The organism is Polaromonas sp. AET17H-212 (assembly GCF_002379085.1).
In the GTDB taxonomy this organism is placed as follows: Bacteria; Pseudomonadota; Gammaproteobacteria; order Burkholderiales; family Burkholderiaceae_C; genus Polaromonas.
Genome location: NZ_NBZW01000026.1, coordinates 36,764 through 58,908 on the forward strand (window position 1 = coordinate 36,764; position 22,145 = coordinate 58,908).

Here is a 22,145-nt window from a genome sequence, read left to right on the forward strand (position 1 = left end):
GCGATCATGCAAGTACTCCAAATTGTCCGCAAGTTCAACTACAACGGGATTGCCTTGGTGGACCCGAATCCTGCGTTGAGCATTGATGCTGTGCGCGAGTTCTACGCCACCCAGTACCCGGAGCTCAACAATTCGGTCATCGAAGGCCCGGTTACCAAAGGGCAGGAAGCGACCTACAAGTTCCTCCGCGCTGTTGGCGACAAGGGTGCCAACAACCAGGGTGCAACCCTGCGTGGCAAGGTTCGCGATCTCGCCGCTGGCAAGGGTGGCGCGACCGTGAAAGTGATTGAGCCGGTGTTGACCGGCTCGTGCGCAGTGATTTACGCCGCGTGCTTTGGCGTGGTCACTTCGAAGCAAGTCGGCCGCCCGATCAAAATGCCCTCTCAGGCATTTGGGATCTGGGGCTAAACGGCGGGATCTGAAATCCGTCAGCATTTCTGAGAGCGAGAAGCCACTTGGCCCCATTTATGGGGTCAGGTGGCTTTTTTTTGCCTGCTAATTTTCAATGGCTTCGATCGTTTGCCAGGCCGGTCAAACTTTAGTAAAGTCTTTTCGTCTTCGCATCATTGCGAGTCCGCGAGCAGGCCTCTAGCCTGTTTCGCATTACTTTTACCCACTGGGAATCCACACACCCAGCGGGTCCGTGGGTTTCCGCTTTCAATTGGAAAACCCATGAAATCATCAACCCAAGATCTTGCTACTCGCGCTCAGCTGGCGCGCTCGTCTGTGCCGTTCGAAAAACGCACATTCCTGAAATTCACTGCGCCGGGCCTGAATGGCCAGGATGTGACTTTGGTCTTCGAGGCAAGTAGCTACAAATGCGGCGCTCCGTTGCATCTGCAGCTCTGGTCGAACGACCGCGAGGAACCTTGCTTCTGGTCGCCGTATGTGACGCTCACGAAAAGCGCGGAGCCCAGCGGTTGCCAGGACGGTGAGATCGTCGTCAAAACCAGCGACGAAAACGCCCATCTGCGAGACGTCCTCTTGACTCGCGGTTTCTTCGAAGACACCGGCCGTCGTCTGCGTGCGGGTTACAGCGTGCTGGAAATCTGGACCATGACGGACCTGTTCACGGCCGCACTTGAAGAAGTGCTCGGTGCGCAGAAGCCTGCGAAGAAGACAAAAGCGAAAGCGGCTGCTTTGACTTGACCTGACACGTCGAATCTTCACCCGCAACACAACCAATTGAGGGGCCGGACACACATTGTGTGCCGGCCCCTTTTCACTATGGAAATCAAAAATGACTGATCAGTTTAGCTTTAACCTGGCTTTCGAACCGCAGGGGAACTACACCCTCCGTCTCGCAAGTGGAGCCACAGAGGCGTATCCGACCTTGGGCGACATGATGGTAGGACTCAACCGCACGCGTCGGGATCCCGAGGAAAGAATCCTGGGTCTCACTGGCAGCACGAAAGCAACCCTGAAAACGGGTGAATGCTGTGAAATTGTCCAGGCCCACAATCACCTTGGGATTCGTTTGCCATCCGAGGACGGGAATTGCCAGGCCTTGATTGACGCGTACCTCGATGAAGTTGAGCCATACGGGAAGGACACGAATGGCCGCGTCAAGCATCCGTGGGAAATGACGCAGGGCGAGTGGGGCGCGTTGACCTCGTTCGGGAGTGTCCTCTATGGGGTCATTCCGTGGCTATCACCCACCCAGAGGGCTCAGACCTGCGTGACAGCTGGAGCAGAGCGGTGTGGACCACTTGACTACGGACTCGACCTTTTCAGGCGGCGGATGGGCTTCGGGCACAACGGCCCGACCTACGACGGCGAAAATACCAACTCGCGCCACGAGGTACACGTTGGGTACGCATTGGCGGCCGGCAAGCCAGTTCCGCAGGCAGTGATCGACGAGTACCTGGACCAGGGAGAAGAGGTTCAGTATCGGGATCCGTGGTTCGAGGCACTGTTGGCGAAGCCTTTCCTGCGCGGAAGGGTAAGCCGTGATCGACTTGCGCAGTTGGTCACATTGTTGGACTGGCGCGGCGATGGACTTGCAAACCTGACCGAGGAAGTGGCCAGTCATGCAATTGAGCAGATCGCAAGACTTCCGGCATCTGCAGGACCCATTGAGGTCGACAACGAGCTCTACCTTGCCGGGATCCTTAAGGTACGCACCTTGAACGATTCGTTGAGCGCGAGCGACATTGGCACGCCTCACAACGAGTTCGCAGCGACCGTCCGAGACCTGCTTGTGGCCGAACACCGAATAGCTGGACACCTCCGCGTGCAGAAGGCTCTGGATGACGGGAACATGACATTTCGCGAGGCTGCTTTTGCTCGCCTGCTGGCAGATTCCACTGAGCGAACGGCAACCTACTGCCACGCCAATCGGCTGGCGAAGGCGATCGAGGCCGGGGACATCGGATTCTTACTGGACACGCTCGATGGCACTGGGAACGACATCAGCAAGAAGGCTATCGAATCCTTCTTTCAAACGAAGTTGCGCAATGTGAAGGCCGCAGAGCGGCGCAAGGCGATATTCGCACTTGCCGGGCACGTCACCGAGCAGCAGATGGCTGCGGCCGAGGCCGAACTTAAGGTCCGCCGGGAGGCAAGTCATGCGGCGAGGGAGGTCATTGCGGAGGCAAAGCGCAAAAAGAACGCGGATGACCATGCAAAATGGAAGGCCTCATCAACGAAATACAAGTTTGAGGGCAAGATCATGACGGGCGCAGAGTTCGTGGAGCTGATTGTCAGCCGGGGGTTCTTGCAGTTGCGGACCCGGAAGGTTGGGGCGGTAACTCACCACTATCTCGGCAACACGGCGACCTCGGAAAGCTACCGGTTGCGTGTGAATGACGGGACCCTCGACTATGCGAAATTAGTACTTGATCGCCAGACCGAGACCGTCTAACTGCTGCTGTAGCAGCACCAAAAACACCCAAGGCTCGCGCCCTGGGTGTTTTTTTTTGCCTGCCTCGATGCTCCGTCTGGCGGTCGAGCGTTCATGCATTTAAAGAGTGGTCGCTACAGGTCTTGCCTGATTCGATTTGCAGGTGTGCGTCGGCCAGATGCCGGCAGAAAAAAAGGAAAGAAATGAACGATTTCAGATTTTGGCTTGTAGCACTGCTGTGTGTGTTTCTCTTGAAATACTGTTCCTGAGCATCCCCCCGAGGGGCGTTCGTGGCGCCTCTCGTGGGTTTCACCCTGCCGGTCAGGTGCCCAGCCTCCACGTGGCCTCGGGCGCGCCCCCGCTCCTTTGGGCCCCGATGGCGCATAGACCACCATCATTTGCGAATACGTTCACTCCGGGGCACAATTCAATCGTCATTGGCTCCATGCCAGTTTCGCCGGACTAGTTTCGGCCTTCAACATCAATCCACCGGGATCCTCATCCCGGTTGGGCTGAGGCTCTCGGTTTTCTTCTTATAGGAATCCCGAAAATGAGTCTCAAACAACAAGCTGAAATCTGGCTGCGTACCGTCGTTTCGAAACATCTTGGCAGCAACATCCGCCGTTACAAGTGGAGTTCGTATTTGGGCGAGGTCAGCCACAATTCCCTCGGCGGCATCTCGTTCCTGCCACCCTGCGAAGGCAAGGTTGCGGAAGTCAGTGACGAGTTCACCCTCGTGAAAACCGCCGCAAGCTGCTTCTGCGTCGTGTCGAACGCGTTGCTGGGTCAGCCGGTCGCTGAAGGCGACAAGATCGGCCTGACGTTCTACAAGCCCAAGCGCTTCGACGGGACCAAGGCCGACGGCTCGGATGATCCTTCCGAGTGCGGGGTCCGAACCGTCATGCTCACCGGTGCGGCCAGCCTGTTTCCCGTCAAATGGGAGGGCCGGTACCTGGGAATAAACGACCGTTTTGCTGACGCCTACACCGAGATACGCAATCCCTACCTGCGTGACTTGATAACCCAGCTCGAACGCATGCCAGTTTCGAACGGGCTGCGCGCAGTCGTGAACGTGCTGATTGACGCCAACGCCACGGGTCTGACCTTCAACGATCCGGCGGAAAGCGAAAGTGCGTCAAGTCCCCCGGCGATCCGGATGTCTGTGAGCACTGAAAAGCACAAGGGCCAGGTCGAAATTTCGTATGACCGGGCAATGGACGTCTACGCAGTCAGGCTCACCCCCGACAGTGGCTCCGGTCCCCTGGTGCTCGAAAACGTGTACTTCAACCAGCTGGGCGAGGTGCTCATCGACGGCATTGATGACGGCCGCTGGATGCTCGCCGCGGTCGCGATGATCAAGCCGGCGCCGAAAAAGCGGAAGCTGGCCCAGCCAGAAGAAGCCTGACCGGTTGATTTGCATAGGTCGTGGCTCTACCCTGAAAAGGGGTAGGGCCACTGCCTGATGCGACAACTGGAGCTTCACGCAAATTCCCTTCACGAGCCCTGCTCCTTTAGGGCGCAGGGCCATCCTTCTGGAGTCGCCTTGTCATCTCGCTCAAACTATCACCTGCTCAGCAGGTCACGCCAGGCATTCTTTGGCCATCTCCGCGCCACAGGTGTGTTGCCGATCCACCACCTTGTCCGGATCATCCTGGACAAGGGCTACAGCGCACGCGTTCGCTCTGCTGCGCTTCGAAACTTGGTTGTCGCCGCTCCCGTTGAGGTCACCCTCGGGCAACCGTATGCCGTTCGCCGGCTGCTGGTTCGAAAGCACTACCAGGTCTGAAGCGTCCATGTGACTGTTCAGACCCTGAATTTCCCGAACAAACCCGCGAATCCGCCTCTCTGAGAGGCGGATTTTTTTTGGCCGTCAACTTTTGCACTTCGTCTGGAAATCAGCTAGATTTGGGGTGTTTGGCTTCATGCCTTTCGCGCGCCTGCTCACTGCAGAGTGCGCATCTCATTCACCCTCGGGAACTCATCCCGCTGGGCATGGGTTCCTGTTCATAAGGAACTCCATGAAAAACAGTCTTTTGGAGCGCCCACGGCTGACAAGCCCTGGAAGATTTGTGCTCCCCCAGATCGCTACGGATATTCCGACGCGTCTGGGAAAGGAATCCGTCAAGCACCAGGTACTGGCCAAGTTTGCACTTGCCGCCGAAGCGATCGGCCTACCGCTGCCTGGTGGCGATTTCGTTTCGATTGAAGAGGTAGTTCACCAGCAATGGGGGAACTACTACAACGCGACGATGGCGCCGGAATCGAACCACTTCCTCGCGGGCAACCTCGAAATCGTTGTATCGAACAAGCGGCTGGAGGCGCGAATTGCGTCGAGTCCCAATCTCGTCATTGTTCAGGCAAAGCCGGTCATTACCGCCTTGGAATCGAAAATGCCCGGCCTCGGCTGGTATGTGATGGATGTACTTGGACGGGCCGCGGGGCACGGCATGAACGTCTATGACTGCCACCTCGTTGGGTATCAGTCGCAGAGCTATCTTTTCGAAGCTGAAAGCGACGAGGAGTTTGCCAAGAACCTCTTCAATGAGGAACATGGCAGCGACCCAAAGGCCGAAGATATTCCCATGCTCATTGAGGCCTACCGGGATGACTATGCGTATCTCCCGTCCGACGTGCTGCGGCAGGTTGATGGGCACAAGCACCTGCTTGGCTGGACAGATAGCAGCGAGGCGGGCAGACGCAGGGCTTTCGTAAGCAAGCATGCAGAAGCGGCGCTTGCTGGAATCGCTCTTGATCCCGGATTTGCCAAATGCGTCCAGGCCGCTATCGCGCTGGACAAGTTGTTCAAAAAGGACAAGGCCCGGGCGTTCAGCTGGTCGGGCGAAGAGGTTGACCCTGAGGACGGAGAGGACTTTGGCGACTACCCCGAACAGGTCGGGGCGGTGTGCATCGTCGCCTGGGAAGAGACCGACATGCTGCTTGAGATGATTGAGCACTCGGAGAGGGGGGCCTATGAAAATGGGACAGCCTACGAGTACCAGGGAATGGCCTGGGTTCCTCTCGATGCCTCAAGCAAAGAAATCAAAAATTTGGCCCGTGATCTTCGGGCTTACTTAGAACGATGGAATGCGATGGCCTTGCTGGTCTCGTGTTTCCCGTTCGCAGAGGAACAATGATATGAAAACAAGTGTTTTGGTAACTGGAAGTCAGTTTGAAATCTCCGGGGCGATCCTGCTCTACCGACAGAACCTCGATTCGGTGTACGGACGCCAGTCGAACGCCTTTGCAACGATACACGCAGTCAGCACTGATCAGCAGCGGCCGCAAATCGAAGCAGGGCGCCCAATGACGGAAGAAGACTTTGCGTCGCTCGTCGCTCAGCTTGCTCCGAAAAGCCGGCCGCAAGTTGAATGGCAGGATCACAGCGTGTTGGCCAAGGGCCTGGGACGCATGATCTGGTGGACGCCACCGATGAAGCGGGCCATGTTCTTTTCGGCATCAAAGCACAACACCAGGTCCTTCAAGGGTCAGGCGATGTGCCCAGTGCCGGGAATGGTGTGGCAGGCGACAGGCACCAGCCTGTACGTCTACGCGTTTGAGGGGGATGGTATGCCAACGCAGGAGACCCCCTTGTTTCAGGCGCCGCTGTTCAATGTTTGGGCGAGTGGGCAGGTTTGCCACGGCAATGCTGTGGCGCCTGTCGACGGGAAGAAGGGCGAAACCAGGGAGTGGGAGAAATTCCTGTTCGGCTCCCGGTTTACCCACCCGAACTTCACTGAAAAGGACCGGTTGATTCTCGGTGAGGATCCAGCAGTGTTTTGGAACAAGATGATCGCCAGGCCTACGAAGTCGTTTCCCACTAAGAAGCTGGTGAAGGTCGACCTCAAGGTAGGGGATCTGCTGGCGCCGGATTTCACCGCGCGGGTGTCCAAGATGACTGCGCAGGGAGAGTTTTGATGGAGACGATGGATCAGGTGGTTCAGGCCGCATTTCCAGTTGTTTCCGCGCCGCGCTTCTCCAGCCTGGAGGCAGGGGCGAAGCCAGGATCGCGGCACATCGTAGCCAAGGATGGACTTTGGCGTGAGATCACGCTTCCCTGGATTCGCAGCATTCACCCGATTGCTGCGTGCGATGTGCCGCTGCCCTACGGGGCACTGCATGCGGAGATTGAGCTGTTTTGCGGCCCGATCCCCAAGGATCTGCGCCAGAAGTTCGTTCGCGACGCCACCGCCGCCAGTCCCTACGAGATGGCAGCGGCAATGATTTGGAATCAGGCCACCGGTGGCTGGCGCTATGCCGTTCGCGAAAACCTCTCTGCGGGGCACGCGTTCGTAACCTACAACGAAGTGAGTTTGGAGGAAGGGGAATTTCTGGTTCTCGACCTCCACAGCCATGGGGAATTCGACGCATATTTTTCCGAACGGGATGATGCGGATGACGCAGGTTCAATGAAATTCAGTGGTGTGATCGGCAACCTGAACACGGGAACGCCGACGACAGTGATGCGTCTGAATCTGCTTGGAAAAACATGGGCGGCCACAATGGCCGCCGACGGAACTCTGGAGGTTTTGGAATGATGAAACACAGTCTGCAATCAGCCCTGCTGACGAAGCCCGTGAAGATCCTTTTGGTCGGCGCGGGCGGAACGGGAAGCAGGATGCTGGAGAAGCTGGTGTGCCTGCACAAGGCGCTCAAGGCGAAAGGGCACCCACACGGCTTCGACGTTGTGGTGGTGGATCCTGACACAGTCTCGCCGGCCAACATTGGCCGACAGGCGTTCTATCCGGGCGACGTAGGCGCATACAAGGCCGACATCCTCGTGACAAGGGCAAACATGGCGCTGGAAGATGCGGTCTGGGCAAGTTGCGTTGCAAAGCTGGACACGCAGAGTAATCTGTCTGCCTACGACATCGTGATCGGCGCAGTCGATAACCGGGCAGCCCGGCTCGGAATCCTCCGGGGACTGGAGAACACCATGAGCGGACTCCGCTACTGGATGGACATGGGAAACAGGCGAGCAGACGGCCAGGTCGTACTCGGACAAGTCAGCAGCCGCCGAAAGGTGGGTGAGGACAAGTTGAGGCTACCTCATGTTGGCGAGCTCTACCCCGAACTCATCGATCCTGCATTCGAGGATTCTGACGATACGCCATCCTGCTCATTGGCGGAAGCGCTGGAGAAGCAGAGCCTGTTTATCAATCCAACGCTGGCTGACTTTGCCGGCAACCTGTTGTGGAATCTCTTCACAAAGGGGGAAGTTGACACGCACGGGGTGTTTGTGAACCTTGATCGAATGGTGGTAACACCACTTCGTGTGGACCCTGCTGTTTGGGCGCGCTTCGGCGTGGTCAGAGACGGCCGGCGTCACAAGGTGATACGTCCAAGTATCAAGGCGAGGACGGATGCGAAAGCGGCGATTGCGAACGCAGCGTCTGCCTGAGGGAAAGTATGAAAAAAGCCACTGAAAAGTGGCTTTTTTTTTGCCCCACTTAGGCCGACTATTTCAGGACGCCTAACACGCGAAGCCCGGCCGTGGTTGCTGGCATAGGTGTTTCAACCCACGGAATGTCAGGTTCATTGACTTCCACGGCTGCAGCATGCCCGACCACCGTGGACAACTCTTCACGCGCAGCCTGCAGCTCGTCGCCAGCCGGTTCACCGTAGCCTTTTTCGTGCCCCTGAAATCCAGGCACATTGCAGCCGCGGTCCATACCATCCAATGCCGCCAGTAAGCGCTTGGCACTGGCAGTAATTGTGTCCACTTCGCTGGCAAGGTAGTACGTCCTACCGTGCTCCGTGTCGTCTCGGGTTAGAGGTGTTGGCATTTGTTTTCCTCTACTTGGTGATGAAAGTACGGGGCGTACCAGGGCGCGACGTGATCACGCGTTTTGCGACTTTGGGTTTCTGAGGGCCTTTGACCGCTTGCCGCAGCCCAAGAACAGCCATGTCGTTTGCTTCAGCGATCCCGTCGTCGTCAACATCGCTGAGTACCGCATTCGCAGCTGCTTGCAGGGCTACCAGACGGCCCCACAAGAGCTTTTCGCAGGCAGTTGCATTGCTGCCAGGCAGAAGTCCCTGTTGGCTGATCAGTTGCGCCAGCGCGAGCTGCGTCCAATAGCCAGGTTCAGGTTGTGACGGTGTGGCGATAGCTGCCATGATGGTTTCCGTTACTTTGGCGAGTTGACAGGAGTGCGAATTTCGGCGCCGGTCAGCTTGACGCCACCAGGGCCGAAGGAAAAGCTCAAAACACCGCTACGAACCCGCACATCATTCTGGCTGGTGCCAATGGGGTTTGTCTTAAGCATGTCAACCATTTCAGCCTCAGTGACGGCCTGGTATTCTGAGCAATTAAAGTCGTAAACAGCCGACTAGCATTCATGCGCCTTTGCGGTGTACCAAATCAACAACACTCAAAGCCAAAGTCGTAAACACATTGGCGCGCTGCGTCATCCAAAGGCATGCGGGCCGCGCGATCAGTGGAGCGGTGGAGCTGAAACAGGTATTCGGCTGGCTGTCAATTGGAACGGCCATATCCGGCTTCATCGGGCCGTTCGCGGCGGGGCTGTTGATCGATCACGCGGGTGCCACCGCCGGCAGCACTACGGGCTACAGAGCAGCCTTTTTATTGATGGCGATTTTTCCGCTGCTGTGTTGGTTGCTGTTGCGAAGCATGACCGTGTTGCCGCTTACCGGCGTGCCGAAGGTGAGTAAAAACTCGATCACGCCGGCATCGCTGGCACCGTGCACGAAGCCGCGGGCCCTGTTGGTCCTCAGCCCTTGTGAAAATTTGCGACAGCCGCTGCACTGGCAAGATGGTCAGGGCGAGTTACATTTAATGGATGGCCAAGCCTCGTTTCAACTTCATGCTGCGATTGCTCGATCGGAATCCTGATCGGGTACCGATGTCGCACCTGGGGGCCTACATTCAGGAGTTCGCCGCACTACTTGGCGAGGAGAACAAGCCGATATTCAAGGGCATCAAGAAGGCGAGCACCGGCTGCCTGGCTGAAGTGCCCGTCGAGCGGATGCACTACAGCCGCGCTCGCATCGTCCAAGCCAAGAACGACGAGAACAGCAAACCAGGGCGTCACTTGCGCGCGATCGAGGCCCTTATGGGCCGCGATGCGATCAAGGAAGCTCAGATTCTGGACGAAGTCGGCAACGTCATACACGTGATCTTCGGCATCATGCCTGAGGACAACCCCTCGGCCGATCGCCTGTACCAGGAGAGCACCGTCGATGGATGGGTGACCGGTCTGGTTGGCGCCGATGACTCGATGCACCTCTACGTTCGCGACCATTTCGACCGCGATCTGAGACTTGTCGTCCGCGACGAGGAACTGGCCAGGAACATCCTCACTCACTTCCGCTCGGGCACGGTGCGCCTGTGTGTGCGCGGCACTTGGTTGCGCACGGACAACGGCTGGTCGCCCGAGGCCAGCAAGTGCACCGTGCAGGGCTTCGAGCCCCTCGAGGACACGCCGTTCGGAGAAGTATTGGCAGCCGCGGCACGGGTGCCTGGCAACGGCTGGGCCGAAGCTGCAGACCCGATGGCCGACTGGGCGAACATCAGAGGCATCCATTGAAAACACTGCCAAAGGTCATCGTCGTCGACGCGAATTTCATCATCGCGTACTGCAGTAGCAAAACGACCCCCGATGACCGCGCACGGATCCAGCACTTCATCGAACGCGTGGAAAAAGCAAAGGCAAAAGTGGTGTTCCCGATGGTCGCCGTCGCCGAATTCCTTGTGGGCGCAGACTTAGCTGGCGTCGAATTTCTGAACACGCTGGACCGCAAGACGCACATCCAAATGGCCGACTTCAATCGTGCGGCCGCCTTCGAGCTGGCGCAGATCGACCGCGCAGCCATTGGCTCGGGTGACAAGAAGGACGAGTCGGAAGAGCCTTGGCAGAAAATCAAGACCGATCGCCAGATCGTGGCCATCGGAAAGGCTCAGGGCGCACAGCTCGTGATCAGCAACGACAAGAACGTTCGGAACAACGCCCTTCGCGTGAATATCCAAGCAATGAAGATTCAGGAATTGACGCTGCCCGAGAGCGCGCGCCAGATGCACCTTGTGCCCCCGCCGATCAAGAGCATTCCGAAGGCGAGAGCTAAGCCAACGCCATTGAAGGTGATCAAGCCGAGTTCTCGGCCGGTTCCGAAAGTGTAGAGCGCACGGCTGCTTTTCACCCGGAAGCTTTGTTTACGACTTTACCAAAGCATCAAGAATACAGACACTTCGCCAGACCCGCATGGATGCTAGAGCCGTGTTTACGACTGTAATTACCTGTTTACGACTTTAATTGTCCAGAATAGCTTCATCTATGTCATCAACAAGATACTGGGGCACGCTGTTTTCCTATTGCGCATTGGCGCGAAGTTGACGAAGAACGGACTCAGCTTGCGGAACCAGCCACTCTTTGTCCTTGTGAATTGCATCTACCAGGATGCGCTTGGCGTGCGCTGCATCCGACACCACCATCTCACCGCCCAGTGCGAATGTCCGTTTGGGTTTTGTGTTCATGGCTTTATTATATATCCCCAATGGGGATATTGCAAGAGCTATTTGCAACTTTCTTTTTGGTGCGCTCATGCGCTACCTTCAACCGCTCGTGCTCAAGCACCTCCCGTACAAATTTCCACATTGCTTCATCCATCGCCCTGTGATCGTTGGATTTGCTCGGCAACAACCACTTGTCGAGCGTGCGCTTGGGGCATGCCAGGCGCAAAGCGAAGTCTTCCCGCTTCAAACTCAGCTCAGCCATTGCCTCGCGCAAAAATTCTTGCTGTGTGGTCATAAGGCTCCCGCCACGATGTCAGCCAAGCGCACCGGGTCTTTTTCAACAAGCCGCTTGGTAGTGGTAATCGATTTGTGCCCAAGGATTTTTGCGATGTGTACCAGGTCATACCCCTTGCGATATTGCTTGACCGCCCACGTTCTGCGTGCTGCTTGGGCATTCCCGCCTTCAACACCTGCATTGGTATGCAGCCGGGAGATCAGTGCCCCCAAGGTATTGCAGGAATAGCTCAAAACGCCCGATGGCAGCATTTTCGAAGTCAGGGCATATGGCTTGCCGTCATCCGTCAGAAAAAGCGCGCTGTCAGGGTCCATGCCTCGATACGCACCTTTTCTGATCGTGGCCCCATGTTTGCGCTCCAGGCGCCAGGCGATGTACTTGTCCAGCGAATTCACCACGCGCTTGTTTGACCAATACAACGGACGCTCCTCGCCGTTGTGCGCAACATCCTCACGGACAGAGCTCTCCACTTTCACCCGCCCATCAGGCTGGAGATAGTCCGACACCTTCAACCGAGCAAGCTCCGTGGTTGATAGCGCTGTTCCGTACAGTACAAACAGCAAGGCTACATCCCGTTCCGGCATACGGCTATACCCTTGCGTTGCCTTGAGCATGTGCTCCAGGTTTTTATCCTCAACAACTGGTGGAAGGGCCATGGGTCTTTACATCCTTGGGCGTGGGAATGGCTTTGGCGCTGGCGTGGTTGGGTTTGGGGCATCCAGACGCAGTAACTCGCCAAGGCTTGTGTCCTCCAGTGCGTAGACACCTCGGGCGGCCTTCCAGACCAATCCTTTTTCTTGCAAGGCGACAAGTGCCTGCTGGACATTAGACAGGTCAGCGACAACATCGCTCTTGGGCGCAATACTGGACATTGCGCTTTGATACAGCTCCATGGTTTTCGCCTCAAAAGGCGCATAGTCTGGCCCTGCCGTGGCCAGAACCTGAAAAACTGCTGACTGTAATGGCGTCAGGCTGTGAATGACGCGCTTCGCTTCTTTGTTGGTGGAGTCGATTTCAAGCAGAACTTCCTCGTAAAACCGACTTGCTATGTCCTTCTTTTCGACCCCAAAGGCAAAGCGCAACGTGTCCGCTGCGGCTCCCAATATCTCTGGCCGGAATGACGCCTTGCTGAACAGATCAAACACCACGTCAGGATCGATGGTCGCACCGAGGTCTGCATGAGCACAGAACCATTTGACGTACTCCATACCGAGGGATGGGAACCGAACCAACGGCGCCCCAAAAAACGCCTGATCCTTGCTATTGCGCAGCATCGCCAGCTTATCCTGGTTGGAGCCAGTGGCCACCACCCGCAGGCCCTTGTGCCGAGTGCTGTTGAGTTCGTCCCGCGCAGCTTTTAGGGCAAACAATGCATTGGTGCCGCCGTCGGTTGTGATGGCGTGCTGAGCCTCGTCAATCACGAGAACGATGGGTGTCTGCACATCGTCCGACAAAGCGCTCAACGCTGCACTGAGCGAAATACCCTGCGCGAGCCCAAGTTTGTCCAGCGTGAAGGACGTGCCAGCAATTGAAACTTTGTCCAGTCCTGTTGACTTGGCCAGGCGTTTGAGAACGCCGTCGTGCTTTGCCAATTCAGTTCGGATTGCATTCACGATGGCATCGCCTGGGTCTGTTTGACGATTCTCCCAAAGGTCCACATAGAGAACCAATGCCCCTTTGGCTTCCAACTGTGGTCGCAGGTCTTCGCGCAAGAACGTGGACTTGCCCGTGCGCCTGGGCGCAGCGAGAAACAACCCCGAGCTCGATGCCGACGTTGGGGATGTAAAAAGTATCTTGTCCGCAATCTCGGCGGCAAGTTCAGTGCGTTTGAAGAGGCTAGTCAAGGGTGGTCTCGAATGAATTATTGCAATTTATAGACAATTATAGCTAACTCATGGAATTGATGCAATACGTGTAATTTCCGTTAGTTTAGGCGACCTAGAAACGGAAAACAAGCTCGCAGGCCGCAAATTTGCTGGATTGAAAGGAAAGTTGGATGAAACGTACAGGCAAAGAAAAAGGCCCCAACCGTGAGGAAGGGGCCTTGAGGGGGTTTGACAGATTCACATCCGCATTGCTGGGCGCGATCTTTCGAGACTGGGCTCGGGTTGAGTGACTTCAAACATCCAGTCACACTCTTCGTTGTCCGCCATGTAGCAAGTCAATTCTTTGCCGCGATACTTGGCCGGGACGCATTCTGGGAAAAGCTCGATTAGCTTTCCAACCATGCGCACATCCCAGCCGTCGATCAGCTTCAGGCCTGCTTCGCGTGCCCGCAAAACAGTCTGATTCCAAGCGACATCAAGACGTGTGTCGTTGACAGATTTCGCGGCCCCAGCGATCCAGACGCCGCGCTTGGCCTCAAAAGCCTCGGCAAAGGCTCGCATTTCATCACGTTCGCCCTTGGTCGCAAGAACAAATGGCAAGAGCGCTTCGAATGCGGGGGCAGAACCTTTTCGCAAAGGGCCGCCAATGACGGTCCCGGTTGGCCACTCTTGAATAGCGCCGCCGAAAATCAGTTTCGCCTTCGCCTTGATGGCTTCAAATTTCATGGATTGCTCCTTGTGTTGGTGCATTTTGTACCATTTTCCTTTTCCTTCAGCCGCGATGGCGTTCAGCTGACTCAAGCATCTCGTCAGTCGAATTCCCTTCGACAACGATTAGCACAAAGGGCCTTTTTGTTGCCTGCATAACAGGAAACCTGCTTACCCAGGCTTCTCGCCCATCGGCAAGATAATGCTGCTCTGGCTGCACCGGAGGGATGGTCCCTTCCTTCAGCCGTAACGGCCCGCTTGCCGCGTAGACTTCGACATCCGACTCGGGCGCCACCTCGTCTGCGAAAGATGCCAGCACGGGATCCCCTTGCACCTTGTCGGCCAGGTAGACCCCCCGTGCAATTTCGCCTTGTTGGTTTTCCATTTTCCGGTCAGTCGCCCGCTTCGTGTTTGTGGAAGCTGGAGAATCTAGCTGGAAGCCTTCACCCAATCGAGTTGGTTTGGCGCCCAGTTCTGGGGGAAAGGCGGAATCAACACGTTCGACCTCTGTCGCGTAGGTGCGAACTTCTGTCACTATGGATGGCTCCCCTTTGGCGGCTTTACCAAACCGCCACCAAGAAATGGCCGGTTTTCCGTCCATTTCACCCCACTCACCGGGTTTCATGGTTAGTGTTGTCATTTTCCTATTCCTTCACAGCGGTGTGTGCAGAGGCATCAGGGCGAAGCCGCCGTCTGCGGTTCCCCATGTGACTTGTGTTTTCCCATCCAGAACCAGCACATCTGAATCACCCGCGAGAATTTCAACTGTCTTGCAGTTCTCTTCAGAGAGTCGGTAGTACGGGCGCTTGAGGCGTGCTACAAAGGCTTTGAAATCGCCTTTGTGGTGCTTGTTGGCCAGCGGCTGCAGGCGCTCAAACAATTTGTTTGGCCTCTCCAGCATCGGTGACCCCGTTTGCATGATTATTTCCATTTTCCTATCAGGCGCGAGGCCTGCTCCGTATCTTGTTTGATTGCCCTTGCATCGCTGGAATGAAGTCCAGTTTTACAAGGGCGCTTATGTGAGTGAGTCCGCGTTCTACCGCAACCTCAATTCTGTGTCCGCCGTCCAGCAACCCCACTGAGCCATCGATTGAACCAGTGAGGATCGGTCGAAAAAGCTCATTCATCGGAACATTCCGAATCGACCGCAGCCGCTTGCTACGTTCATCGGAAGACTCCCGACAGGTAGGGCAAATGATGGCCTCAATTGGGACATCAGCAATGACCCAGGACGCGGCTTCTTCCAAATCATCCTGATCCAGGATGAATGGAGCATCGCCACTGGCCGCTTCCAGAGCTTCGGAGGTGTTTTCAATCAACGAAGCGCCAAGCATCCATGGTGGCTCCGTTGTGCTCAATACCATTTCCATTGATCTCCTGTGTGGAGAGCACCGGCCCGGGTGGGCAACTGGTGCCCATCTGGGTTGTTCTGAAATTAACCGTATGCCTTCAAGACACGGTCCCTACCGACTCGCGGGGCAGCGCAAATACACCGCCGCGAGTGAAGAAGAAACTACGTCTATTCCGAAGACTTTCAATCTAGGCCTGGATCTTGTGCGCTAGGCTCGCCAAAAGGCGATGTCATCGCCCAAGGCAGTAATTGAATGCGACTCCGCGATTGGAGCCGTTGTTGAAAGGCTAGCACTTGGGCTAGCAAGTCAGCTTTGCGCTGAAGTGGTAGGATTTTAGCGATTTCTATGCGCTCTGTCAGGCCATCTGGCCAGAAGTCAGGAGTTATGAATGGAAATTAGGAGTCTTGGGGGCGTGGCGGTGGGCACGCAATTCACGGCTTTCTATTTGATGCACGCCACTCCCTGGACGCCATGAGATGGCCGACCCACGGGCTGCGCCCGCATTTCCACTGCCTATGAAGCAACCAATTCCTTAAGCTTTTCGAATTGGTGCAGAACGGGCAATTCCGCATCGCTAATGGTAGGGTGGGGCGGCCCGCTGTACCAGACGAACATTCGGTCCTTCGCACGCGTTATGGCCACATACATCAGCCGGCGCTCAGCCTCAACATGGATCAGGTCGGAGCCATCCTCTGGTTTCGTGGCATCAATGACGTGTACGGTCTCAAACTCAAGCCCTTTGGAGCCGTGCATCGTCATGAGCGTTACCGGGGCGGTACCGGAGGCCTTCTTGTTTTGGTTGATGAAGTAGAGGCGATTCGAGATGGTTCCGGAGAGCTTCCCGAGGATGCCTGATGCCCTGGTGAGGATTTCGCGTGTGCGGCGTGAGCGCTGCTTTGACGCGAGCCAGGCTCCCACATCCAGGACCACCTCAGTGTGGCTCCCCGCGGGCATCTGGTTGCGCCAGTACCTACAGGACTCGGCAAACTCTTTGAGAATTTTGGCGTCCTGCGGTGTTGCTGCATCGAGGCTGGGGACCTCACCGGATAGAAACCCAGCGGCATCCCCTTTCATCACATGAAGCAGCTCCGTCTTGACTGTATCGTCGAGTTCCATGCAACGTAGGCTGCCCAGGACGCCGACTGGTGAGTTGTCGAGCAAAGACTGCAGCAGGCTGAGGTAGGTCGCAACCCAGGCGTTGTCCCAGATCGACTTCCCTATCCGGATGTACGGCACCTCGCATGCCGTCAGGGCCAGTTCCAGCTCGTTGAGCGAGTGGTTCATGCGCGAAAGCACAACAGTGTTGGTGTGGCGCTCGGGCGTCTTGCTGATCAACTCCGCAAGTTCCTCACACTGCGTCTCGATGCTACCGGTATGGTAGGCGGCGATCTTTCCGCCGGGGCCGCGAGTAGCCACCAGGTCCTTCTTCAGCCGGCTACCGTTGCGGGCGACCAACGTGACGGCATGCGAGAGAATTTCTTCCTTGCATCTGAAGTTGTCACCCAACTCGATCCGCCTCGCCCCGAAGGTGTCCATGAAGTCCTTCATGCCGGCGTAGCCAAGGGCATTGCGCCACTCGTAGATTGACTGGTCGTCGTCTCCCACGATCGTCACGTTGAGTCCAGCTCTCGCATGGGCAAATATCCAGACCCTCTGCAGCTCGTCGGTATCCTGTCCCTCATCCACGATCATGTCGGTGAAGTTCATCGGAGGGATAGATTCCTGATGGACAAGCAGGGCGCAGTCTCTCATGACGGTGTAGAGATCCGTCGCGCGGCTTGCATTCACGCGCTCCATGTACCGCTTGATTACTTCCGAAGCCGGCGGGGTCAGTTCAACTCGGTCTCGGTCAATCGCATACATGAAAGACTCAAACTCAACCCTGATGGCCTTCACGTGGTCGTTGTCGGAGGCGTAAGGGTTGAGCGCCTCATTTAGAAGGATGCCTTGTTGTACGGGGCTTAGGAGCTTCTGGGCGGGGCGGTGGGCGTGTAGGTGCTGCAGCGCAATACTGTGGAACGTCCCGACGCGTAGCTTCTCCCGACTGAACGGGCGTCCTCCGGCTTCTTCCTGGGCCTTATCCAGGCGGCGGCGCATTTCTTCCGCGCCTTCTTTGGTGAATGTCACCATGAGCAGCCGGCGGGCGGGGTCGGCGAGGATTCTGCGAGCTTTCGCAACAGAGGTAGTGGTCTTCCCGCTCCCGGGGCCGGCAACGATCAGTAGGTGGCCATCATGCTCGATGGCATCTTGTTGAGCGAGTGTGAATCCCATTGCAGACCTAAAAAAAAGGCCGCTCGAGGCGGCCTATTGGGTACAGGGCATTCAGGCCGCTGCGACGGGCTGCTCTTCAACGGCAGGAGAATCCGCGGGTGCGGCCGGCGCCGGGTCCTGTTTGGGCTTGCGAGCCTTCGAGGCTGACTTGGTTGCAGCAGAACTTGCGGCTACCGCATCGTCCAGGACTTTGCTCGGATCTGCATCGCCCATGTTGAGCGCGCTGTCGGTCTTGCCATCGGCTTCCATCGAACTCGCAAAAGCCTGCAGCTCCTGCCCTTGTGCCTCGACCTGGGCCGCCTGTTCGGGGCTCGACGACCCTTTGTGCCGCTGTTCCTGCATCATTCGGTCGGCCTCGCGGTAGAGCCGAACGACTTCGTTGCGCAACGCCGCCGCAAAGGCGCGCACAGCGTTTTTGCACATGTATTCGGCCTGGGCACGCTGTGTCGAGTCAATCACGCCCATAAGGTTGGCAGTGCCTGCCAGCAGGTTGAAGCGGTCAAGCTCCTTGAGAGTCGCGAAGTAGCGACGGGCGAAGCCGCTGATCACGGGGACAGTCGCCACAATACCATTCGGATAGACCGTGCTTTCCATCTTGGTCCCGTTTTGCTGCATGACCTTTTCAAACCGGTTTGACCAGTTTTCGAGGAGGGTAGCCATGCTTGTGAGCTTCTTGGTCACAATCTCCGCGTAACGGTCCAGCAGCTCCTGGTTGTAACCATGCCACGAACGATATTGATATTCATAGGCCAACACCTTCGAGATGTAGCCGAAGTCCCGCCGGTAGAACGTCATGGCGGTCGGGGAACTCAGCAACTCGCCGTCCATGAAGTGAATCGGGCCGCGGTAGGAATTGGCGAACGCCTCGCCAAAAACATCAACCATCGCCTGGCGGCGCTGTGGCGACAGTTGATCGGCAACGGGCTGGGCGTTGTTGGCAGAGGAATCGTTTGCCATGGTGGAACTCTCCAAAAATAGTTGTACAAAGACAACTTTGAATTTAGAGCACCCCTGTGCTATGCGAGCCCGGCCAACGTAGCAAAACTAGCTCGTTGAACGCCTAAGTCACCTGTACCAGCGTCAATGTCCCTTGAGGTTGAAGGCGACCTCGTGCAACTGGTCGCGATCAATTGACGGATGGATTGACCGCTTCAATAATTGCCGCGTAGGTCGAAAATCGGCCTGCAGTGCAGATGGGACACTTAAACTTTTCGATCCGTCATAGTCAGCCGCGACGGCGGCCGACAGCCCGCAAGGGTAAAGAATTATTGTGAAGACCGAAATTCGGTTTTCTGGGGCGAGGTGCTTCGGCACCTCATCCGCTAAACGTGGCCACTCGGGCAATACCTGACAAGTTTTCGGCGACTTGTGAGGTCTTTCTCGACGTTTGTCGTAAAAGATCGTGCAGCAATGCATGGTTGCGTGTCGTGTACACGCCTTAATGCGGTGAGCTTGCTAACGCTTGTTCATCATGGTTTTTCTCATTCCCTCGGGGCACTTACCCCATTGGGTGTGGTGCTTTCTTGGGTTTTTCTTAATTTTTTAGGAGACTCTCATGAAAGTTATCATCGTTTTGGCCGGCCTTGCTCTCGTAGCTACCTTCGCCATTGGTACCGTAAAAAACGGCACCAACACCATCTCGGCAAACCATTCCAAGATTGAAAAAATCTTGGACGAAGCCAAGTAAACAGTAGAGGCCCTCGGGTCTCTACTCGTTTAGCCATCCCTTCCGCTTCACTTACCTCATTTCACAGCGTGAGAACTGCTGACGGCGTTGCTTTACAACAGCGCCGTGAGCACTTCTCGATGCAAATCGATTAGCGCGAACCCCGTGTTCGCATTCACCTGGACAGCACGCGCTGTCCTTTCATTAACCCTGCAGGGAGCACTCCCTGTTGGGAGTCTCCTTTGCCGGTTCGAGCCAAAGGAAGACGAAATGAAATCTCTTCTTGTGACCAGTCCCTTCAAGGCCTGTCATGTACGCGAAAACGCTTAGCCGCGTCCCACACGTACAGCTTTTCTTCCCCATGTTCACTTCGCACGAAATTGCGGTATGGACAGAACACGAACAGAAACGCCTTGAGCGCAAAGAGAAGCGCCTGCAAAAGGTGGCGACGGTCTGGATTCCCCGGGATCCGCAAAAGGCCGTTGCTATTGATTTGCTTGCCGAGTCTCTGCTCGATCAGCCGCTCGGCCTAACTCCCGACAAGGAGCTTGTAGATCTTGGCGATCCGTTTACCGACATCGGTGACACGGAATGCCCAGGTTCTGAAAGCGACGAGAAGGTTGTGTGGACCGAAGACGCAATCGCGCAGCTGCACGAAGGCCTCGTGTTCTATTCCCTCCGGCTCCTACGGGCCAGAGGGAACGGGAAAGAAAAGAAAGAAATCCTTCGCTGGATCTTTGCCCCTCCTGCTGTGGCCTACGCCACGGTTAGCGAGTCAGGTAGCAAGGTCTGGAAGGTTATCCAACCATCTGAAGTGCCATTTAGCTTTGAGCTGTCCTGCCGTCTTACTGGCAAGAGCCCAGAGCGCTTGAGAGAGGGCTTAGTACCCATCCTCAAAGACATTGGCCTATTTGAACTCTTTAAGGAGATTGACGATGCACAGCAATGCAAACAACGGCGCGCAAGTAGCGCCTACGACAACAAACGAAGCAGCGAAAGCGGAGAGCCCACAAGCCCTGCCGAAGTCCCTGTTCCAGCGGTATCCAATCCGCTCGACATTCAACATTCCCGAGGCGCCGGAAAAGGCAGAAATCCAGGGGATGGCGCCGGGCCTCTACGGAGTGCCCCGAATCGACCCGTTCTACGTCTTCGAAACAGAACGCCTGCGTGATCTCACGATGTTCTGGGTGGGGGGCTTCACGTTCTGCGTGATCGAAGGCGACCCATCGGCCGGCAAATCCTCGCTCTTCGAGCAATGGCATGCGCGGCTCAACGTGCCTTTGTACAAGATCTCCTGCGGTCCAACCACCGAGAACTATCACTTGATTGGCCAGTACTTGCCGACAAGTGAAGGGAGCTTGAAGTGGCATGACGGCCCTGTGACAAGGGCCTGTCGTGAGGGTTCATCGGTACTGCTCGATGAATACAACAATCTGGATCCAGCTGAAGCCACTGCGCTGAACCTGGTGCTGGAAGGGTATTCATTCATGATCCCGCAAACCGGGGAGATCATCCAGCCTGCGCCGACAACCAGGATCTTCGGGACGCAGAATTCGGTGGACTCGCTTGCTGCGGTTGCCGGTCGCAATGTGATGGACGTGGCCAACGAGGATCGTTGCTTCTATATGGAAGTTGACTATCTGCGGCCAGACCTGGAAACCGAACTGGTCATCCGCAATCTCGTAGCCGGTGGCGTGAGCACTGCACTGTCCGAGACCATTGCGTCGATGACGGTTGCCGTGGCCAACAAGGTGCGTCGGGCCTTCCGCGAGGGCGCCGATGGGATCGAGAAACCAATATCGACTCGTGCGGTCTTGCGGTGGGCGAAGCTCACTGCGATGTACCAGCCGGTGCTCAGCAAGCAGACGCGTAGCGGAATTCATTACGCGCTTCGCCGCGCCCTGAAGATGCCCGTGACGATGGCGTCCGCGGTGAACGAGATGATCACCCTTGTTGCTGGCTACGACGAGAACTGTCGCAGCAAGGTCGGACCATGAGCGGCGTCTATGACGTCTATGAACACCCAACCAAAGGGGCTTGGGGGGTGTCGGTTCAAAGCATGAGGGTTCTGACGGCTGAAGTTGCCGGCGGAATCGTCAGGCAGGCAAATTTGCTTCCCCACAACCTGGCACCAGAGGTCAGCAAACGGGTGAGGGCCGGATTCAAGAAAATTACCCGACGAAAGTACCTTCAACTCGATGGCGAGGAGAACGGGCTTTTGAAGGGGCGTTTCACTGAGGACCATCCCGAGCTTGCGATTGGTGAGGAGTTGATCTTCTTTACGACCGTCAGCATTGGGGACGATGTGGCCGCACTCGCCCAGCAGTGGGAGGCGGTCCTCGAAGCGACCGATGTGAGGCCTGAAGCACTCGAAGCATGGTTGACCCGGGTTCGCCGGGCATGCCAGTACATCGCAGTCCCCGCTTCCCATCCTGCAATTGCCCTGGTGGTTGCGGATTGGGTTGTTGACGGCCGGCGAATGTTGATCAGTGATCGACCTGGTGTACCCCAAAGGGTTCCGAAGGAAGTCCCACTGGAATGGGAAGAGTGGCTTGCCTACTTCTTCACGAAACAAAACGAAACACGTGATGCCTTAGTGCAGCTCGGGTGGTCGGTCAGGGATGCAATGTTTGCAAACCAAGCGATCGCTTCTCCAAACAGTGGTGACGATGGCGGCTGGCTAGCCGACGCCGCATCAGTAGCCTTTTAAGAGGAACA

28 protein-coding genes are annotated in these 22,145 nt (G+C 56.5%); 15 read left to right on the plus strand and 13 right to left on the minus strand.

What is annotated here, in order from left to right; all coding sequences use genetic code 11:
* The first annotated feature begins 6 nt into the window (after nucleotides 1-6).
* From B7G53_RS17700 to B7G53_RS17715, 4 genes are all read left to right on the plus strand, one after another.
* On the plus strand, nucleotides 7-408 hold the full coding sequence (locus B7G53_RS17700; protein WP_096670132.1) for a PRTRC system protein C: 402 nt from the start codon (nucleotides 7-9) through the stop codon (nucleotides 406-408).
* A gap of 264 nt (nucleotides 409-672) precedes the next feature.
* Nucleotides 673-1,149: a hypothetical protein gene (locus tag B7G53_RS17705; protein ID WP_141396374.1), complete on the plus strand. Its 477-nt coding sequence runs from the start codon at nucleotides 673-675 to the stop codon at nucleotides 1,147-1,149.
* A 91-nt stretch (nucleotides 1,150-1,240) separates the two neighbouring features.
* Nucleotides 1,241-2,863: a hypothetical protein gene (locus B7G53_RS17710; RefSeq protein ID WP_096670136.1), complete on the plus strand. Its 1,623-nt coding sequence runs from the start codon at nucleotides 1,241-1,243 to the stop codon at nucleotides 2,861-2,863.
* Between the two features lie 529 nt (nucleotides 2,864-3,392).
* The gene (locus tag B7G53_RS17715) at nucleotides 3,393-4,247 is read left to right on the plus strand and encodes a hypothetical protein (protein ID WP_096670138.1); all 855 of its coding nucleotides are present in this window, start codon (nucleotides 3,393-3,395) and stop codon (nucleotides 4,245-4,247) included.
* 174 nt (nucleotides 4,248-4,421) lie between these two features.
* On the opposite strand, the gene B7G53_RS17720 is transcribed toward B7G53_RS17715, so the two are convergent.
* The gene (locus tag B7G53_RS17720; protein ID WP_096670140.1) at nucleotides 4,422-4,637 is read right to left on the minus strand and encodes a hypothetical protein; all 216 of its coding nucleotides are present in this window, start codon (nucleotides 4,635-4,637) and stop codon (nucleotides 4,422-4,424) included.
* Nucleotides 4,638-4,860: 223 nt separating this feature from the next.
* On the opposite strand from B7G53_RS17720, the gene B7G53_RS17725 reads away from it, so the two are divergent.
* From B7G53_RS17725 to B7G53_RS17740, 4 genes are read left to right on the plus strand one after another with little or no spacing between them, the layout of a single operon-like run.
* Nucleotides 4,861-5,976, plus strand: a complete 1,116-nt coding sequence (locus B7G53_RS17725) for a PRTRC system protein F (protein ID WP_176491398.1) — start codon at nucleotides 4,861-4,863, stop codon at nucleotides 5,974-5,976.
* A gap of 1 nt (nucleotide 5,977) precedes the next feature.
* Nucleotides 5,978-6,757 carry a PRTRC system protein B gene (locus B7G53_RS17730; RefSeq protein WP_096670144.1) on the plus strand — a complete coding sequence of 260 codons (780 nt, stop codon included), beginning with the start codon at nucleotides 5,978-5,980 and terminating at the stop codon, nucleotides 6,755-6,757.
* Entirely contained in the window at nucleotides 6,757-7,377 is a 621-nt protein-coding gene (locus B7G53_RS17735) for a PRTRC system protein A (RefSeq protein ID WP_096670146.1), read from the plus strand. Before B7G53_RS17730 ends, B7G53_RS17735 begins: the two co-directional genes overlap by 1 nt.
* Nucleotides 7,377-8,240, plus strand: a complete 864-nt coding sequence (locus tag B7G53_RS17740) for a PRTRC system ThiF family protein (RefSeq protein ID WP_096670192.1) — start codon at nucleotides 7,377-7,379, stop codon at nucleotides 8,238-8,240. The genes B7G53_RS17735 and B7G53_RS17740 overlap by 1 nt, the downstream gene beginning before the upstream one ends.
* Before the next feature lie 58 nt (nucleotides 8,241-8,298).
* Here the strand turns inward: B7G53_RS17740 and B7G53_RS17745 are convergent, their stop codons facing one another.
* Both B7G53_RS17745 and B7G53_RS22570 read right to left on the minus strand, forming a co-directional pair.
* The gene (locus B7G53_RS17745) at nucleotides 8,299-8,625 is read right to left on the minus strand and encodes a hypothetical protein (RefSeq protein WP_096670148.1); all 327 of its coding nucleotides are present in this window, start codon (nucleotides 8,623-8,625) and stop codon (nucleotides 8,299-8,301) included.
* A gap of 10 nt (nucleotides 8,626-8,635) precedes the next feature.
* Nucleotides 8,636-8,956, minus strand: coding sequence for a hypothetical protein (locus tag B7G53_RS22570; RefSeq protein ID WP_141396376.1), 321 nt, complete (start codon nucleotides 8,954-8,956; stop codon nucleotides 8,636-8,638).
* 328 nt (nucleotides 8,957-9,284) lie between these two features.
* Here B7G53_RS22570 and B7G53_RS23440 point away from each other — a divergent pair, with 328 nt between their 5' ends.
* From B7G53_RS23440 to B7G53_RS17765, 3 genes are read left to right on the plus strand one after another with little or no spacing between them, the layout of a single operon-like run.
* Nucleotides 9,285-9,692: a hypothetical protein gene (locus tag B7G53_RS23440; RefSeq protein ID WP_441338996.1), complete on the plus strand. Its 408-nt coding sequence runs from the start codon at nucleotides 9,285-9,287 to the stop codon at nucleotides 9,690-9,692.
* Nucleotides 9,640-10,386, plus strand: a complete 747-nt coding sequence (locus B7G53_RS17760) for a hypothetical protein (protein WP_141396377.1) — start codon at nucleotides 9,640-9,642, stop codon at nucleotides 10,384-10,386. Before B7G53_RS23440 ends, B7G53_RS17760 begins: the two co-directional genes overlap by 53 nt.
* Nucleotides 10,383-10,976, plus strand: a complete 594-nt coding sequence (locus B7G53_RS17765) for a PIN domain-containing protein (RefSeq protein ID WP_096670154.1) — start codon at nucleotides 10,383-10,385, stop codon at nucleotides 10,974-10,976. The genes B7G53_RS17760 and B7G53_RS17765 overlap by 4 nt, the downstream gene beginning before the upstream one ends.
* A 189-nt stretch (nucleotides 10,977-11,165) precedes the next feature.
* Here the strand turns inward: B7G53_RS17765 and B7G53_RS22910 are convergent, their stop codons facing one another.
* The 10 genes from B7G53_RS22910 to B7G53_RS17810 form a co-directional block, all read right to left on the minus strand.
* Entirely contained in the window at nucleotides 11,166-11,330 is a 165-nt protein-coding gene (locus B7G53_RS22910) for a hypothetical protein (protein WP_176491399.1), read from the minus strand.
* Nucleotides 11,331-11,337: 7 nt separating this feature from the next.
* Entirely contained in the window at nucleotides 11,338-11,604 is a 267-nt protein-coding gene (locus B7G53_RS17770; RefSeq protein WP_096670156.1) for a hypothetical protein, read from the minus strand.
* Nucleotides 11,601-12,260 (minus strand): tyrosine-type recombinase/integrase, encoded by a 660-nt coding sequence (locus tag B7G53_RS17775; RefSeq protein ID WP_096670158.1) that lies wholly within the window; start codon nucleotides 12,258-12,260, stop codon nucleotides 11,601-11,603. Before B7G53_RS17775 ends, B7G53_RS17770 begins: the two co-directional genes overlap by 4 nt.
* A 6-nt stretch (nucleotides 12,261-12,266) precedes the next feature.
* Nucleotides 12,267-13,448: an ATPase gene (locus B7G53_RS17780; protein WP_096670160.1), complete on the minus strand. Its 1,182-nt coding sequence runs from the start codon at nucleotides 13,446-13,448 to the stop codon at nucleotides 12,267-12,269.
* A gap of 219 nt (nucleotides 13,449-13,667) precedes the next feature.
* Nucleotides 13,668-14,156 carry a hypothetical protein gene (locus tag B7G53_RS17785; protein ID WP_141396378.1) on the minus strand — a complete coding sequence of 163 codons (489 nt, stop codon included), beginning with the start codon at nucleotides 14,154-14,156 and terminating at the stop codon, nucleotides 13,668-13,670.
* A 46-nt stretch (nucleotides 14,157-14,202) separates the two neighbouring features.
* Nucleotides 14,203-14,778 carry a hypothetical protein gene (locus tag B7G53_RS22575; protein ID WP_141396379.1) on the minus strand — a complete coding sequence of 192 codons (576 nt, stop codon included), beginning with the start codon at nucleotides 14,776-14,778 and terminating at the stop codon, nucleotides 14,203-14,205.
* 12 nt (nucleotides 14,779-14,790) lie between these two features.
* Entirely contained in the window at nucleotides 14,791-15,069 is a 279-nt protein-coding gene (locus B7G53_RS17795) for a hypothetical protein (protein ID WP_141396380.1), read from the minus strand.
* Between the two features lie 7 nt (nucleotides 15,070-15,076).
* A complete protein-coding gene (locus B7G53_RS17800; RefSeq protein ID WP_141396381.1) occupies nucleotides 15,077-15,508 on the minus strand; it encodes a hypothetical protein in 432 nt (143 codons plus the stop codon).
* Nucleotides 15,509-16,003: 495 nt separating this feature from the next.
* Nucleotides 16,004-17,761 (minus strand): ATP-dependent helicase, encoded by a 1,758-nt coding sequence (locus tag B7G53_RS17805; RefSeq protein ID WP_096670170.1) that lies wholly within the window; start codon nucleotides 17,759-17,761, stop codon nucleotides 16,004-16,006.
* A gap of 51 nt (nucleotides 17,762-17,812) precedes the next feature.
* Nucleotides 17,813-18,718, minus strand: coding sequence for a hypothetical protein (locus B7G53_RS17810; RefSeq protein ID WP_096670172.1), 906 nt, complete (start codon nucleotides 18,716-18,718; stop codon nucleotides 17,813-17,815).
* 598 nt (nucleotides 18,719-19,316) lie between these two features.
* On the opposite strand from B7G53_RS17810, the gene B7G53_RS23265 reads away from it, so the two are divergent.
* The 4 genes from B7G53_RS23265 (at nucleotide 19,317) to B7G53_RS17820 (ending at nucleotide 22,137) form a co-directional block, all read left to right on the plus strand.
* On the plus strand, nucleotides 19,317-19,448 hold the full coding sequence (locus B7G53_RS23265; protein ID WP_255250065.1) for a hypothetical protein: 132 nt from the start codon (nucleotides 19,317-19,319) through the stop codon (nucleotides 19,446-19,448).
* Nucleotides 19,449-19,737: 289 nt separating this feature from the next.
* Nucleotides 19,738-20,598: a hypothetical protein gene (locus tag B7G53_RS23270; RefSeq protein WP_255250066.1), complete on the plus strand. Its 861-nt coding sequence runs from the start codon at nucleotides 19,738-19,740 to the stop codon at nucleotides 20,596-20,598.
* Nucleotides 20,528-21,424 (plus strand): AAA family ATPase, encoded by an 897-nt coding sequence (locus B7G53_RS17815; RefSeq protein WP_255250067.1) that lies wholly within the window; start codon nucleotides 20,528-20,530, stop codon nucleotides 21,422-21,424. Before B7G53_RS23270 ends, B7G53_RS17815 begins: the two co-directional genes overlap by 71 nt.
* Nucleotides 21,421-22,137, plus strand: coding sequence for a hypothetical protein (locus B7G53_RS17820; protein ID WP_096670176.1), 717 nt, complete (start codon nucleotides 21,421-21,423; stop codon nucleotides 22,135-22,137). Before B7G53_RS17815 ends, B7G53_RS17820 begins: the two co-directional genes overlap by 4 nt.
* Nucleotides 22,138-22,145 lie beyond the last annotated feature (8 nt).

Excerpts from the sequence above, each read along its gene's own strand:
- B7G53_RS17700 (WP_096670132.1), top strand. The coding sequence starts at position 7 with ATGCAAGTACTCCAAATTGTCCGCAAGTTCAACTACAACGGGATTGCC.
- B7G53_RS17705 (WP_141396374.1), top strand. The coding sequence starts at position 673 with ATGAAATCATCAACCCAAGATCTTGCTACTCGCGCTCAGCTGGCGCGC.
- B7G53_RS17710 (WP_096670136.1), top strand. The coding sequence starts at position 1,241 with ATGACTGATCAGTTTAGCTTTAACCTGGCTTTCGAACCGCAGGGGAAC.
- B7G53_RS17715 (WP_096670138.1), top strand. The coding sequence starts at position 3,393 with ATGAGTCTCAAACAACAAGCTGAAATCTGGCTGCGTACCGTCGTTTCG.
- B7G53_RS17720 (WP_096670140.1), bottom strand. The coding sequence starts at position 4,637 with ATGGACGCTTCAGACCTGGTAGTGCTTTCGAACCAGCAGCCGGCGAAC.
- B7G53_RS17725 (WP_176491398.1), top strand. The coding sequence starts at position 4,861 with ATGAAAAACAGTCTTTTGGAGCGCCCACGGCTGACAAGCCCTGGAAGA.
- B7G53_RS17730 (WP_096670144.1), top strand. The coding sequence starts at position 5,978 with ATGAAAACAAGTGTTTTGGTAACTGGAAGTCAGTTTGAAATCTCCGGG.
- B7G53_RS17735 (WP_096670146.1), top strand. The coding sequence starts at position 6,757 with ATGGAGACGATGGATCAGGTGGTTCAGGCCGCATTTCCAGTTGTTTCC.
- B7G53_RS17740 (WP_096670192.1), top strand. The coding sequence starts at position 7,377 with ATGAAACACAGTCTGCAATCAGCCCTGCTGACGAAGCCCGTGAAGATC.
- B7G53_RS17745 (WP_096670148.1), bottom strand. The coding sequence starts at position 8,625 with ATGCCAACACCTCTAACCCGAGACGACACGGAGCACGGTAGGACGTAC.
- B7G53_RS22570 (WP_141396376.1), bottom strand. The coding sequence starts at position 8,956 with ATGGCAGCTATCGCCACACCGTCACAACCTGAACCTGGCTATTGGACG.
- B7G53_RS17760 (WP_141396377.1), top strand. The coding sequence starts at position 9,640 with ATGGCCAAGCCTCGTTTCAACTTCATGCTGCGATTGCTCGATCGGAAT.
- B7G53_RS22910 (WP_176491399.1), bottom strand. The coding sequence starts at position 11,330 with ATGAACACAAAACCCAAACGGACATTCGCACTGGGCGGTGAGATGGTG.
- B7G53_RS17770 (WP_096670156.1), bottom strand. The coding sequence starts at position 11,604 with ATGACCACACAGCAAGAATTTTTGCGCGAGGCAATGGCTGAGCTGAGT.
- B7G53_RS17775 (WP_096670158.1), bottom strand. The coding sequence starts at position 12,260 with ATGGCCCTTCCACCAGTTGTTGAGGATAAAAACCTGGAGCACATGCTC.
- B7G53_RS17785 (WP_141396378.1), bottom strand. The coding sequence starts at position 14,156 with ATGAAATTTGAAGCCATCAAGGCGAAGGCGAAACTGATTTTCGGCGGC.
- B7G53_RS22575 (WP_141396379.1), bottom strand. The coding sequence starts at position 14,778 with ATGACAACACTAACCATGAAACCCGGTGAGTGGGGTGAAATGGACGGA.
- B7G53_RS17795 (WP_141396380.1), bottom strand. The coding sequence starts at position 15,069 with ATGGAAATAATCATGCAAACGGGGTCACCGATGCTGGAGAGGCCAAAC.
- B7G53_RS17800 (WP_141396381.1), bottom strand. The coding sequence starts at position 15,508 with ATGGAAATGGTATTGAGCACAACGGAGCCACCATGGATGCTTGGCGCT.
- B7G53_RS17805 (WP_096670170.1), bottom strand. The coding sequence starts at position 17,761 with ATGGGATTCACACTCGCTCAACAAGATGCCATCGAGCATGATGGCCAC.
- B7G53_RS17810 (WP_096670172.1), bottom strand. The coding sequence starts at position 18,718 with ATGGCAAACGATTCCTCTGCCAACAACGCCCAGCCCGTTGCCGATCAA.
- B7G53_RS23265 (WP_255250065.1), top strand. The coding sequence starts at position 19,317 with ATGAAAGTTATCATCGTTTTGGCCGGCCTTGCTCTCGTAGCTACCTTC.
- B7G53_RS23270 (WP_255250066.1), top strand. The coding sequence starts at position 19,738 with ATGTACGCGAAAACGCTTAGCCGCGTCCCACACGTACAGCTTTTCTTC.
- B7G53_RS17815 (WP_255250067.1), top strand. The coding sequence starts at position 20,528 with ATGGCGCCGGGCCTCTACGGAGTGCCCCGAATCGACCCGTTCTACGTC.
- B7G53_RS17820 (WP_096670176.1), top strand. The coding sequence starts at position 21,421 with ATGAGCGGCGTCTATGACGTCTATGAACACCCAACCAAAGGGGCTTGG.